We start from the raw sequence: 12,152 nt of genomic DNA, 5'->3' as shown, positions 1-12,152 counted from the left end.
GGTGCGAGTCTGCTCCCGAGGGTGGCCGGCGGTGGAGCGGACCGTCGGTTCCCGGGATCCGGAGTAGGGTTCGGAGCGGATCGGAAGGGGCTCCGCGGTGGTCGACGTACAGCACTGGCTCTCCGCGCTGCCGCCCGGCGTGGTCTACCTGATCGTCGCCGGCGTGATCGGCGTCGAGAGCATGGGCGTCCCGCTGCCGGGCGAGATCGTCCTGGTCAGTTCGGCGTTGCTCGCCGCGGCCGGGGTGGTCGAGCCGGAATGGGTGGCCAGCGCCGCGGCGTTCGGCGCCATCGTCGGCGACTCCATCGGGTACGCGGTGGGCCGGCGCGGCGGGCGTCCACTGCTCGCCCGGCTCGGCCGGCGCTTCCCCAAGCACCTCGGTCCGGCGCAACTCGCCCGGGCCGAGCAGAGCTTCGCCAAGTACGGCGTGTGGGCGGTCTTCTTCGGCCGGTTCGTGGCCCTGCTGCGCATCCTCGCCGGCCCGCTGGCCGGCGCGCTGCACGTGCCGTACCGCCGGTTCCTGCTGGCCAACGCGGCCGGCGGCCTGGTCTGGGCCTTCGGCACGACCTACCTGCTCTACAGCGTGGGCCGGGCCGCCGAGCACTGGCTCAAGGACATCTCCTGGGCCGGCCTGGTCATCGCGGTGCTCGCCGGCCTGGCCAGCACCTGGTGGCTGCGCCGGCGCGCGCACAAGATGACGGCGGTGGAGACCCCCGGCGAGGCCGAGCCGGTGCGCGCCGGCACCGACCGCTGACCCCCTGGACGCGAAAGGGCCCGACCCCGCGATGGGGTCGGGCCCTTCGTCACGCTCAGGAGGTGTAGCCGCGGCTGGCGATCCAGTGCGCCAGGGTCTCCACGTCCAGGTGGTACGAGGCGGTGTCCGGGTTGGCCGAGTCGGCGATCGTCACGACCTTCCCGCCGTCGCGGTAGCCCACGACCGAGATGTAGTGCCCGCCCTCGAAGGAGTGGGTGTTGCCGTCGGTGTCGGTGGCGGTGCCGGCGATGTTGGCGACCACGGCGCGGCCGTCGTCCACGGTCCGGACGATGTCGCCACGCAGCTTGTCGACGCGCTTGCCGTCGACCTTGCCCGCCGGGATCTCGGTGGACTTGTAGACGTCCTTGCCGGTCTCCTTGTTCAGCACCGGGGTGATGTCGTTGATGGAGTTGGTGCCGGCCTCGGTGGTGCCCATCTCCTTGGCCATGGCGTCCACGTCGATGTTCTTGCCCTGCACGGACAGGGCGTTACGCGCGGCGGCCGGGCCGCAGTAGTAGAAGTTGGGCTGGGCCTCGTAGCGGACGCCGAGTTCCCGCTCGCCGCCGCGCTGGGTGCTGACCTGTGCGGTCTTCTCGGCCGGGGTGGCCTGGGCGGCGATGGCGGGTCCGGCGATGCCGCCGGCGGTGGCGGCGATGCCGGCGATGGTCAGGGCGCTCTTGCGGATCAGATCGGTACGCATGTGCGACTCCTCTGTTCGGGGGTGCGCGGCAGCCAGGGGGTGGGGTGCCGCGGAAAGTCTTTGGGGGGTTGGGCGGCCCGGCGGTCAGCGGTGGTGACCTGCTCGGGTGGCCCGGGGATGTAACGACGACCGGCGGCGGGTCATTCCCCGGGGGGCTGAGGCCCGCGGTGGTGGTGCCGCGGGCTGGGGCCCGGGGCTGGTGGTGCCGCGCGGTGAGCCATGTACAACGCCGGCGACCCGCCCCGATTCCGCCCCCACGGTGACCCCGCCCACCCCCACAACGGGACCCGCCTGCCGATCCACCCCAAAGCGCACGTCGGCCTGGCTCCCGTCGCGCCACCTGGCCACGACGCCACGCCGCCGTGGCCAGAATCCGACAAATCACCCCTAGCCAACTTCCGGCGCGGATCTTGGAGAGTTACCGTTCGCCACGAACGACAACTTTCCAAGATCCGCAAGGGTCAACCCCGAGAAACGGACTCGGCGGACATATCTGGCGACGGGCGCGACGGGTGGGTCAACGGCGCCGGGCGGGAAGTGCGTGGCGGCCCGGCGAGGGTTCAGGCCGGGCGGAGTAGGGCGATCACCGCGTCGCGGGCGGTGCGGACGGCGTCCCGGGACTGGTCGGTGTGGTCCAGGGCGTCGAAGCCGTGCTGGCCGTCCGGCGCCTCGATGAGCCGTACCGGTCGTCCCGCGCGGGCGGCCCGCGCGACGAACGCGTCGATGCCGGCCAGCAGCCCGGGCAGCGCGTCCCGGCCGGCCCGGACCAGGATCACCGGCGGCCCGTCCGCCGCGCCCAACGCCTCGGCGGGCCGGAAGCGCGGGTCGACGTCCCACCCGGGCAGCGGCACGAGCAGCGGGTACGTCGCGGCGATGCCGCGCAGCCACTCCGGCGGGGTGCGCAGCCAGTCGGCCATCAGCAGCGAGCCGCCGGAGAAGAACCAGAGCGCCACCCGGTCGGCGTCGACCCGCGGATCGGCGCGGACCTGTTCGACCAGGCCGGCGATGTGCTCGGCGGCCGCCGGCAGGGCGGCCGGCTCGGGCACCTGGTAGCTGACCACGGCGGCGACCACGCCCTGCTCGGCGAGGAGGGCGCCGTAGCCGCGAAACAGCAACCAGTCCCGCGGGTCGGGTGCGCCCGGGGGGAGCGGGGCGCCGTGCACCACCACGACGGCGGGGTGCGGGCCGTCGCCACCCGGCAGGTGCAGATCGACCGCGCCCTGCCGGTCCACCGGCGCGGGCGGCGGCGCGAGGACAAACTGTGTCTCCCAGAAACTGTTTCCCATGTCGCCCAGGTTAGAGCCTGTTCGGTACAGAAGAAACCCCGTCGACCCCCCAGGGTGGACGGACGGGTGGGCGGGTCAGCCGGCCTGCGCGTGCCGGTCGCGCAGGCGGGCCCGGATCTCCTCCGGGGTGTACGCGCGGCGGCGCCGCTCGGCGCGTGCGATGACCACCCCGGAGGCCGCCACCCCGGCCAGCCCGGCCAACCCGAGAACCTTCCACCACCGCATCCGTTGCCGCATCGGCTTAGGGTAATCGCTCATGAGCGTGCGTGAGGCGACGGAATGAGCATCAGCCTGGACGAGGCGGTCGAGCTGACCCGGACCGGGGACGTGTGGGTGTTCCGTGGGCGCAGTGCCCCCGACCGGGCCATCCAGTTCACCACCAACAGCCCGGTCAACCACGTCGGGATGGCGGTCGTGCTGGACGACATGCCACCGCTGATGTGGCACGCGGAGCTGGGCCGGTCGCTGCCGGACCTGTGGTCGGGCACCCACCAGCGCGGCGTGCAGCTGCACGACCTGCGGGACGCGGTAGGCGTCTGGGCCAACCGCTACGGCCAACGGGCCTGGCTGCGCCAGTTGGAGCCGCCGGCCGGCGCGGAGATGGAGCAGGCGGTGCTGCGGACCATCGCCCGCCTCGACGGCACCCCGTTCCCGTCCACCAGCCAGCTCGCCTGGCGCTGGCTGCGCGGCCGGGTCCCGGCGGTACGGCTGCCCCGGCCGCCCGGACGGCAACGCGCCGGCGCCGTGCCGGACCGGGCGCTGGAGACGGCGTACTGCGCCGAGGTGGTGGCGGTGACCTACGAGGCGATGGGGTTGCTGCCCGCCGGCCGCCGGCCCAACTGGTACGACCCGGGCCGGTTCTGGAGCGGCGACGACCTCGGTCTCACCGGGAACGCCCAGCTCGGCGCCGAGATCCAGGTGCGGATTCCGCCCCGCTGAGGTTTGCCGGCCGGTAGTCGCGGCAATTGTCTGCGCCGTGAAGGCTTCCACCGATCTCGACACGTTGACCGAGTTCTTCGACCGGTACGGCGTGGCCCTGACCACCGGGGACGTCGCCGCCGTGGCCGGCTGCTACGCGCTGCCGGGGCTGGTGGTCGCCGACTCCTACAGCTTCTCGTTCGCCTCACCGGCGGCGGTGGCACTGTCCTTCGTGGGCGCCGCGCCCGACTACCAGGAGCGTGAGCTGGTCGCCGCGCACGCCCTGATCGAGGATGTCCAGCCGATGTCCGGGGCACTGACCATGGTGGCCGTGGAGTGGGAGTTCCTGGACAGCCAGGGCCGGGCGGTGCCGGGGGAGCGCTACCGGTACCTGCTGCGCGGCACCGCGGAGGGCCCGCTCATCTGCACCGTCGTGCGGGCCTGACGGGCCCCGGCCGGTGTCCGGGCGGGACGACGGGCCGCTCTGGCGCCGGCTGATGCTGACCGCCGCCTGCGTCGCCGCGGCGGTGGTGGCCGCGCTCGCCCGTTCCTGGCCGACCGCGGTGCTCGGCCTGGCCGGTGCGGTCACCGGCGCACTGGCCGTACGCCGGATGCGTCGCGTCTCGGACCCGGCGGCCGGCGTCGCGCCGCCGGTGCCCGGCGCGCCCCACCCACGGCTGCGGGGCGGGCTCATCCTGCTGGGGTCCGGCCTGGTCGCGGCCGTTTCGGTGGTCCTGCTGACCCGCTCCGGCGGCAACCGGGCCGCCTCCCTCGGGCTCGGCGCCCTCCTCGCGATCTCGCTGTACGCTGTCGGCGCGACGCTCCTGCTGTGGGGCCGGGTGTTCGGTGACCGGCCGGGTTGACCGGTGGCCGGCAGCCGAACCGGCGCACCCCGACCAGCCCTTTTCGGTGCCGTCCCCTCCGGACGGTCCGTTCCTGGTGGGGCGGCTGGGCCCCGCCGTTTTCGCTGGCTACGCTGGCGCGTCGGCTCCGACGAGGGGGGACCTCATGAACGACCGGACCGCCGCACGGCCGGGGGCGCGATCCGCGCCGGCCGTGTTGACGTCCGTGCCGTGGCTGGTGGTGCTGGTGGGCGTCGGCCTGCTCGCGACGCTGCTGGTGGTGGCGATGCTGTCGTTCCGGGGGCCGGAGCACCGGGCGGCCGCGCCGCCGCCCGCCCCGCCGCTGTACCTGCCGACCCTGCCACCGGCCGCGTCGGCCTCGCCCAGCCCCGCCGGGCGCGAGGAGGTGGCGACGACGGTGGTGACCTCCTCGCCGCCGGCCAGCCCGTCCCCGTCCCCGTCGGCCGCGTCGAGTTCGGCCAGCGCGTCGCCGTCAGCCGCCCGGCCGTCGGCGTCGGCCGAGGCGCCGGTGGTGCTCGACGCCGCCGGCTCGTCGGGGACGCTGAGCGCCCGCTACCAGGTCGTCGCCACCGACCGCGACTCGTTCGACGCCCAGCTGCGCCTGGACAACGGCTCCGGCCAGGCCCAGGAATGGCAGGTGGAGCTGGCCTTCGCCGGCAACGTCAAGACCGCCACCGTGCTGTCGCCGGGCATCTCGGTGACCGTCGGCGGCGGGTACGTGCTGCGGGGCGCCAGCGCCCTCGCCGCCGGGCAGAGCACCACGGTGACCGTCCGCTTCCTGCGCAACGGCGCGGGGGACCAGCCCGGCCGGTGCACGGTGAACGGTGCCGCCTGCACGATCGGCTGACGGGCGTCCGGCTCGCCCGCCGGCACGCGGGGCCACTGAGGGAGGACAATGTCCGGGATGCGTCGCCTGCGGTCCGGCACCGCCAGGGTGGTCACCTCCTCGCCGTGGGTCCTGGTGACCCTCGGCGTAGTGGTCATGGTGGTGTTGCTCGTCGTCGCGCTCGGCGCGTACCGGGCGAGGACGCCGGCTCGCGACGCGCTGCCGGCGCCGGTGCCGGACGCGACGATGTCCCTGCCCGAGCTGCCCCCGTCGTCGACGGCCGGCGACACGGCCGGGCCGCCCCCGCCGGTGCGGCCCGGGCTCTCGCCGCGGTCGACCGTGCTACCGAGGCCGACCACCGCCGCCCCGGCCGCACCGACCGGGGGTAACGCCGGCGCCGTCACCGTCCCGCCGCCCGTACCCTCGTCGGCGCCGCCGGCACCGGCCCCGCCGCCGCCGTCACCGCCGCCGACCGTCACCGGTAGCTACCGGGTCCTCGACCGGTTCGACGGCGGCTTCATCGGTGAGGTGCTGGTCAGCAACGCCTCCGGGGACCCGCAGGGCTGGACGGTGCGGCTGACCTTCCCGTACGCGCGCCTGGTCACCGCCTGGATCGAGGGCGCGCCGCAGGGCGGGGTGAGCCGGTCCGGCGACACCTGGACGTTCACCAGCGGAGTGGACCTGGCACCGGGGGCGTCGGTGCCGTTGCGGTTCCACTTCGAGCGCGGCGGCACCGACACCCGCCCGAGCCGGTGCACCACGAACGACACTCCCTGCGCCGAGCCGCCGACCCGCTGACGCTCGCACTAGAGGTGTGCAGCCTCACCGGCCCACCCCGGGCGGTCCGTTCCGGCACCGTACCCGCCGGACGGTCCGTTCCTGCTGCGGCGGCTGGGCCCCGCGGTCCCCGCTGGCTAGGCTGACGCTCGGCTCCGACGAGGGGGGACCCATGAACGACCGGACCGCCGCCCGGCCGGAGGCGCGATCCGCCCCGGCCGTGTTGACGTCCGTGCCGTGGCTGGTGGTGTTGTCGGGCGCCGGCCTGCTCGCGGCGCTGCTGGTGATCGCGATGCTGTCGTTCCGTGCGCCGGAGCAGCGGGCCGCGCCGCTGCCCGCCCCGCCCCTGGACCTGCCGGCACCGCCGGCGGTCACCTCCGCCTCGCCGAGTGCCAGCGCGAGCAACGGCACCGAGACTGCGACGGCGGCGAGGGGGCGCCCACCGGGTCGCCGAGGGCGAGCAGCTCGCCGTCGGGGTCGGCCCTGGCAGCGAAGCCGAGCCCCTCCCCGCCGGCGTCGACACCGTCCCCGGTCCCGGTGCCGTCGAGCCCGGGACCGGCGGCGTCGGCGCAGGCGCCGGTGCTGCTGGACGCGGGCGTCGACCGGCTGACCGCGGACTACCAGGTGGTGCGCAGCGACCGCGACTCGTTCGACGCCCGGCTGCGGGTGGAGAACGGCACCGATCAGGCTCAGCGGTGGCGGGTCAAGCTGGTGTTCGACGGCACCGTGACGCGTGCCCGGATGCTCACGACCGGGGCCTGGGTGGGGGCCCGCAACGGCTACTTCGTGGTGGGCGGCTTCGGCGAGCTGCGCGCCGGACGGAGCAGCACGGTGACCGTGCGCTTCTACCGTACCGGCCCGGGCGACCAGCCGACGGAATGCTCGGTCAACGGGTCGCCGTGCGCCTCCGGCTGACCGCCGGCTCAGCCGGCCGCGGCGACGCCCGCCGAGCCGGTCGCGTGGGCGCTGGCCCGGGTACGCCGGCGGTGCAGCCAGCCGAGGGCGGCGACCACCAGCACCGCCTCCGCGACAAGGATGGCGACCGCCCAGAACGGACCGACCCAGGTGGCCAGCGAGACGTACCAGAAGCGCACCAGGAGCACCAGCAGGGTCAGCCCGAACAGCAGTGACGCCAGCCCGTAGCTCGCGTACACCACCCGGTCGCGGGTGCGGTAGCCGGTGACCGCCCGCCACCCGCCCCGCAGCAGCCGCCCGTAGAACTGGTACGAGTCGGCGCGCAGGTCGACCAGGTTCAGCGCGTGGCTGAGCATGTAGTAGCCGTCGAGGCGCAGGAACGGCACCAGGTTGACGGCGGCGGTGACGGTGCCGAAGAGCAGGATCGTGCCGGACAGGTCGTGCAGCACGCCAGCCGGTGGGCCCCAGATCCAGGTCGCGGCGAACGGCAGCAGCGCCAGCATGCTCACGAAGACCCCGGCGAAGGCGGTCGCCACCCGGCGGCGCGGGGAGAAGAGCACCACGTCGTCCACCTTGCAGTACGGCGCGAGCATCGGGAACCGCCACATCACCCCGATCTCGGTGACCCGGCCGCCGAAGTGCCGGCAGGTCAGCCCGTGTGCGCACTCGTGCAGGAAAACGACGGCCCAGGTGATCACCACGGCGGCGAGCACCGCGACCAGCGGCCGGTGACCACCGCCGACCACGCCGATCAGTTCCGGCAGGTGCAGTGCCACGTACCCGGCCAGGGCGAGCACCGCCGCCAGCGCGGGCAGCACGAACCACCAGGTGAACACCGGCCGCAGCGCGGGCAGCAGCCGGCTGAACAGCCGTTCCGGGTCCAGCAGCGGCAGCCGCGCGGACAGCGGCCCGCGCTTGTGCCGGGCCGCGTTCTCGGCGGCGGTGGCGGTGAGCCGGGCCAGCTCCGCCGGGTCGGTCGCGCCGTCGAGCAACTGCCGGCGGCGCAGCATCGCGAAGAGTTGCTGCCAGCTCTCCGGCCCGAGCCGGCGCCCGAACACCTCGGCGTACTCGGCCGCCAGCTCGTCGAGCGTACGGGTGCCGTCCATCCGGGTCAGCAGGAAGTGCTCCCGCGGGCCGATCCGGTAGTACCAGCCGGTCTGCGGGTCCTTCACGTGGTGGACGAGCTTCTCGCCGCGCCACTGCCCGGGGCCGAGCAGCACCCCGGGGCGCAGCCGGGGCCGCGTCCAGGTCTCCTCGGTGGTGGTCATCGCGAGCCGGCCGGGGCGAGCTGGTCGCCGGGCGCCGCCGGGTCAGCGGGTGTCACGTCTTCCAAGAGCGCGCTGCGGATCAGGTACGTCAGGTAGATCTCGTCGAGGATGCTCACCCCGAGCCGGTTGTTGGTCATGTGCACGTAGGAGCTGAGCAGGATGGCCATCGCGGCGTCGCGGTCGTCGACCACAGTCGGCTCCCCGCCGCCACGCTGGAAGACCAGCTCGCCCCGGTCGGCGGCGGCCACCACCCGGTCGCGCAGTTCCCGGCAGTGGGCCAGCCAGCGGCCCTCCACCCCGGTCACCCGGACGCCCTGGTCCCGGGCGGCGGTGCGGATGCCGGCGAGGCGCTCCCGCAGGGCGGCGTCCATCTTCTGGTAGCTGCGGGCGAAGCTGTCGTGGTAGTCGTCGCTGGGCTCCTGGTAGGAAACCTCCCAGAACCTGCGGTACTCGTCGAGGAAGCCGGCGATCTGCCGGTCGTCGGCCAGGAACGCCGCGCACATCATCGTGGTGAGCTGGGTGGACAGGCCCAGCAGCACTGGCCGGACGTGCACGTTGGTGGTGGCGAGCAAATCCAGCACCACGTCGCTGGAGTGCTCGAAGTGCCACTCCGCCAGGTCGATGCCGGCCGGGCCGCCGTAGCGGCCGTACTCCCGCTCGTAGGGGATGTGGTGGGCGCTGTTGTTGGCGCGCATCGGCATCGTGCCGTCGGCGCCGTACTCGGCGGTCCACCGCTCCTGCCCGTACTCGGCGAGGAACATCTGCTTGTACAGGTCGCCGAGGCCGTCGGCGTCCACCTCGTACAGGGCCGGCCGGCGGCCCAGGAAAGCGCTGATCGCCGCGTCCACCCGGGCCCGGACCAGTGCCGGGTCGACGCCCGGGGCGGGCAGCACCCGCAGCCGTACGTGCGGGCCCTCCATCCAGTACTTGATGAAGAAGTACCGGCTGATCAGGCCGTCGGCGCGTAACTCGTCGACCAGCGGCCGGACCCCCTCGACCAGCATCGGGTTGGCGTTGCTGGCGTAGAAGACGTGCACGCTGAGCCAGCCGTGGTCGGTCGGGGACGGGTAGCCGGTCACTGCTCCACCTCTCCGGCTCGTACGCCGTTGAGCTCGACGGTCAGTTCGGTGACGTACGTGCCGGCGGGACCGCGCAGCACCTGCTCGTCGCGGTCGGGCAGCATCTCGGTGAGCACCAGCCGGCTGCCCGCGGCTCGGGCGGTGGCATCCAGCAACCGCACCGAGAACAAGCTGTCGAAGTCGACGTAGAGGGGCTTGTGATCCGGCCGGCCGGCCGGTGGGGCGTCCTCGGCCGCCGGGGTGAGCCGACTGCCCTCGGGGGTGGCGAAGACCCGCCGGGGCAGCCGGTTCTCCCGCCGCCAGCGTTGCCAGCCCAGGAACCAGTCGGCCTCGCTCTGGTCGGGGGTGCGGGTGGCCGGCAGGAAGCCCGGGTGCAGCTTCCACATCCGTCGTTGCAACACCAGGTCGCCGTGGCTGATCCGGGGGTAGCCGACCATGCCGGTGCCCGGCAGCGGAACCGTGGTGCCGGCCCACAGGTCCGGTTGGGCCATCCCCAGGTACGCGAAGGTGAGCAGCACCTGCTGCACCTCGGGCAGCGCCATGGGCAGCAGGAAGCCCAGATAGACGGGAATCACCTCGGCGTCGAGCCGGCGTGAGCGCAGTAGCAGCCGGTCGGCGTCCGGGTCGTGTTCGACGCGCAGGTCGTCCATGTGGATCTGCTCGGCCGCCGGGCGGAAGCTGATCTCGCCCGGGCAGACCAGTTCGTACGGGGTGACCGCCGGGTGCAGGTTGAGGTTGGTGGCGTCGTAGCCGCCCTTGAGCTCGGCCAGCACCGCGCCGGGCGGCGCGAGCCGGGCCAGTTCGGCGCGGAGACGGTCGGCCAGGCGCTCCTCGCCGAACAGGTGCGCGAACCGGGAGAAGAGCAGCGTCATCCCGGAGTAGACCCGGTTGACCACCAGCCGGCCGCGCCCGTCCCGCTCGGCGATCTGGAGGAAGAACGAGCGCGGGTCGAGCACCCCGAGGGTCTGCGGCACCAGCGCTGCCACCTCGGTCATGAACGCGTCGTCGAGGACGAGTTCCTCGGCGCCCGGCGGCAGGGCCGCGTACGCCTCGTTCATCCGCCGGGCCACCTCCAGCCGCGCGTCGTCCAGGGCGGTGATCTCCGGCTGCCGGAACCAGTTCTCCTGCCGGACGTAGGTGTTGTCGGCGTCGAACGCGCGGCGGCGCATCAGCCGCCCGGTGTAGTGCTCGAAGAAGTCCTGCTGGAACTCGTGGGCGAAGGTGAGTAGGTCCTCGCAGCGGCCCCCGGCGCCGTAGCGGGCGCGGAAGAAGCCCTTGATGGCCAACCGGCGGGGCAGGTTGACGTCGAAGACCGGCATGATCCTCGCCAGCGCCCGCAGGCCGGGCAGCGCCTCCCGTTCCCAGCGGCCCCGGTCGGCGGTGACCGGTGTCCGGGTGCGCAGGGCGGCGTCCTCGTAGAGCAGGGTGCGGGGGACCGGGATGTCGGGGCGGCCCAGGTCGGCGTGGGCGGCGGCGAGTTCGTCGCGGATGGCGGCGAGGGCGTGGCGGCGGCCCGCCACGTCGTGCCCGGAGTAGCCGGCGGCGAGGCGGTTGGCCGCGGCGACCCGGGCTGCCAGCTTGTCGGCCCAGCCTCGGTCGACGGCCCGCAGCGCGGCCCGGTAGCCGTCGACCGGGTCGTCGGCGTGGATGTCGAGGTGCAGGGTCGGCACTACCAGCAGCCCGACCCGAAGCAGGTGGTGCAGGTACTGGGCGACCTCGTCGGCGGGCCGGCCGTCGACCGCCAGCTCGGCGACGAGGTCGGCCATCCGGGCCACCCGGCCGCCGTCGAGCGCGGTCAGGATGTCGTGCAGCATCCGCCCGGTGGGCAGCACGAACAGCGACTCGTGGATGGACTCCAGGGTGATCGCCGCGTCGCCGTCCTCCGAGGCGGTGCGCCGGCGGCGCAGGTAGCGCAGCCGGCCGTGCTCGATGCGCCAGCCGCTGGTGACGGTGACCGGAAGGTCGGCGCGTAGCGACTCCTCGGCCAGGACGATCGTCGAGAGCCGGCCGAGGGCGGCCAGGTTGAGCCGGGCGGTGCCGTGTTTCGGGGCGCCCGGCGCCGGGTCGACGTCGAGCAGGCCGCCGGCGTCATCGGTGAAGGTGCCGACGTTGACCGTGGTGAGGCGACTGAACGGGCTGGTCTTGCAGGCGGTGCGGAAGGCGTACTCGAGCAGGGAACGCTCCGCCCGGCGGGCCCGCTTGCCGAGCGTGGCGCCGGCGGTGAGGTAGCCCGGCAGGTACTGGTCCAGCGAGGGGGAGGCGAGCAGGATGCCGCCGCGCAGGTCCGGGTCGAGGGCCAGCTCGCGCAGCAGCCCCCGGCGCTCGCGCAGTTCGGTGTCGAGCAGCGCCGCGCCCTCGGCCAGCTCGGTCCGGTACGCGCCCCAGTCGGCCAGCCATTCGGCGAGCCGGGCGTGGGTGTCCGCGCCGAGCCGGTCGGCGGGCCAGGCCGCCGGATCGGCCGGGTGGGGCCGGCGCAGGTTGAACACGTCGCGGCGCAGCCGGATCAGCTTGCGCCGCAGCGCGTCGTCGTCGAGGTTGCCGGCGACCGCCGCGCCGAGGGCGTCGGCCAGGTCCCGGCCGGTGGCGCGGAGCCGGTCCTCCCGGTCGAGGACCCGCCGGGCCCAGCCGGCGGTCCGGTCGAAGGCGAGCCGGTCGGCGACCTCGATCGGCAGCCCCGCGGTGCGCAGCATGAACACCTCGGGCATCCGCCAGGACACCGGGCTGGCCGAGGAAGCGGGCAGGGTCACCGTCACGGCGTTCTCCTTC

At 74.2% G+C, this 12,152-nt stretch carries 13 protein-coding genes; 7 read left to right on the top strand and 6 right to left on the bottom strand.

The features are described 5' to 3' along the window. Positions 1-97 precede the first annotated feature (97 nt). Complete coding sequence (locus K7640_RS12095; RefSeq protein WP_222954877.1) at positions 98-754, top strand: DedA family protein; 657 nt, start codon at positions 98-100, stop codon at positions 752-754. Positions 755-809: 55 nt separating this feature from the next. On the opposite strand, the gene K7640_RS12090 is transcribed toward K7640_RS12095, so the two are convergent. The 3 genes from K7640_RS12090 to K7640_RS12080 form a co-directional block, all read right to left on the bottom strand. Next, positions 810-1,454, bottom strand: coding sequence for a C39 family peptidase (locus tag K7640_RS12090; RefSeq protein WP_222954876.1), 645 nt, complete (start codon positions 1,452-1,454; stop codon positions 810-812). Positions 1,455-2,014: 560 nt separating this feature from the next. After that, positions 2,015-2,740, bottom strand: a complete 726-nt coding sequence (locus K7640_RS12085) for an alpha/beta hydrolase (RefSeq protein WP_222954875.1) — start codon at positions 2,738-2,740, stop codon at positions 2,015-2,017. A 75-nt stretch (positions 2,741-2,815) separates the two neighbouring features. Next, positions 2,816-2,977 carry a hypothetical protein gene (locus K7640_RS12080; RefSeq protein WP_222955138.1) on the bottom strand — a complete coding sequence of 54 codons (162 nt, stop codon included), beginning with the start codon at positions 2,975-2,977 and terminating at the stop codon, positions 2,816-2,818. A 42-nt stretch (positions 2,978-3,019) separates the two neighbouring features. Between K7640_RS12080 and K7640_RS12075 the strand changes: the two genes are divergently transcribed. From K7640_RS12075 to K7640_RS12050, 6 genes are all read left to right on the top strand, one after another. Continuing rightward, positions 3,020-3,679, top strand: coding sequence for a hypothetical protein (locus K7640_RS12075; protein WP_222954874.1), 660 nt, complete (start codon positions 3,020-3,022; stop codon positions 3,677-3,679). Positions 3,680-3,716: 37 nt separating this feature from the next. Next, positions 3,717-4,103 carry a hypothetical protein gene (locus tag K7640_RS12070; protein WP_222954873.1) on the top strand — a complete coding sequence of 129 codons (387 nt, stop codon included), beginning with the start codon at positions 3,717-3,719 and terminating at the stop codon, positions 4,101-4,103. A gap of 13 nt (positions 4,104-4,116) precedes the next feature. Then, positions 4,117-4,521 (top strand): hypothetical protein, encoded by a 405-nt coding sequence (locus K7640_RS12065; protein WP_222954872.1) that lies wholly within the window; start codon positions 4,117-4,119, stop codon positions 4,519-4,521. Between the two features lie 145 nt (positions 4,522-4,666). Beyond that, positions 4,667-5,368 (top strand): hypothetical protein, encoded by a 702-nt coding sequence (locus K7640_RS12060; protein WP_222954871.1) that lies wholly within the window; start codon positions 4,667-4,669, stop codon positions 5,366-5,368. A 57-nt stretch (positions 5,369-5,425) separates the two neighbouring features. Continuing rightward, a complete protein-coding gene (locus tag K7640_RS12055) occupies positions 5,426-6,145 on the top strand; it encodes a cellulose binding domain-containing protein (RefSeq protein ID WP_255608753.1) in 720 nt (239 codons plus the stop codon). Positions 6,146-6,703: 558 nt separating this feature from the next. Next, positions 6,704-7,039, top strand: a complete 336-nt coding sequence (locus K7640_RS12050; protein WP_222954869.1) for a hypothetical protein — start codon at positions 6,704-6,706, stop codon at positions 7,037-7,039. Positions 7,040-7,047: 8 nt separating this feature from the next. Here K7640_RS12050 and K7640_RS12045 read toward each other — a convergent pair whose 3' ends face one another. Genes K7640_RS12045 through K7640_RS12035 form a run of 3 tightly spaced genes read right to left on the bottom strand, consistent with a single transcriptional unit; the run spans position 7,048 to position 12,139 of the window. After that, complete coding sequence (locus tag K7640_RS12045; RefSeq protein WP_222954868.1) at positions 7,048-8,307, bottom strand: M50 family metallopeptidase; 1,260 nt, start codon at positions 8,305-8,307, stop codon at positions 7,048-7,050. Further along, a complete protein-coding gene (locus tag K7640_RS12040; protein WP_222954867.1) occupies positions 8,304-9,386 on the bottom strand; it encodes a thiopeptide-type bacteriocin biosynthesis protein in 1,083 nt (360 codons plus the stop codon). Before K7640_RS12040 ends, K7640_RS12045 begins: the two co-directional genes overlap by 4 nt. Continuing rightward, positions 9,383-12,139 (bottom strand): lantibiotic dehydratase, encoded by a 2,757-nt coding sequence (locus K7640_RS12035; RefSeq protein WP_222954866.1) that lies wholly within the window; start codon positions 12,137-12,139, stop codon positions 9,383-9,385. Before K7640_RS12035 ends, K7640_RS12040 begins: the two co-directional genes overlap by 4 nt. Positions 12,140-12,152: the final 13 nt, after the last annotated feature.

Origin of the sequence: Micromonospora sp. PLK6-60, from assembly GCF_019890675.1 — a bacterium.
Lineage (GTDB): Bacteria > Actinomycetota > Actinomycetes > Mycobacteriales > Micromonosporaceae > Micromonospora.
The sequence above is the reverse complement of the archived record's forward strand: the minus strand, read 5'-3'. Positions and strand labels throughout refer to the sequence as shown.

Excerpts from the sequence above, each read along its gene's own strand:
- K7640_RS12090 (WP_222954876.1), bottom strand. The coding sequence starts at position 1,454 with ATGCGTACCGATCTGATCCGCAAGAGCGCCCTGACCATCGCCGGCATC.
- K7640_RS12085 (WP_222954875.1), bottom strand. The coding sequence starts at position 2,740 with ATGGGAAACAGTTTCTGGGAGACACAGTTTGTCCTCGCGCCGCCGCCC.
- K7640_RS12080 (WP_222955138.1), bottom strand. The coding sequence starts at position 2,977 with ATGCGGCAACGGATGCGGTGGTGGAAGGTTCTCGGGTTGGCCGGGCTG.
- K7640_RS12075 (WP_222954874.1), top strand. The coding sequence starts at position 3,020 with ATGAGCATCAGCCTGGACGAGGCGGTCGAGCTGACCCGGACCGGGGAC.
- K7640_RS12060 (WP_222954871.1), top strand. The coding sequence starts at position 4,667 with ATGAACGACCGGACCGCCGCACGGCCGGGGGCGCGATCCGCGCCGGCC.
- K7640_RS12055 (WP_255608753.1), top strand. The coding sequence starts at position 5,426 with ATGCGTCGCCTGCGGTCCGGCACCGCCAGGGTGGTCACCTCCTCGCCG.
- K7640_RS12045 (WP_222954868.1), bottom strand. The coding sequence starts at position 8,307 with ATGACCACCACCGAGGAGACCTGGACGCGGCCCCGGCTGCGCCCCGGG.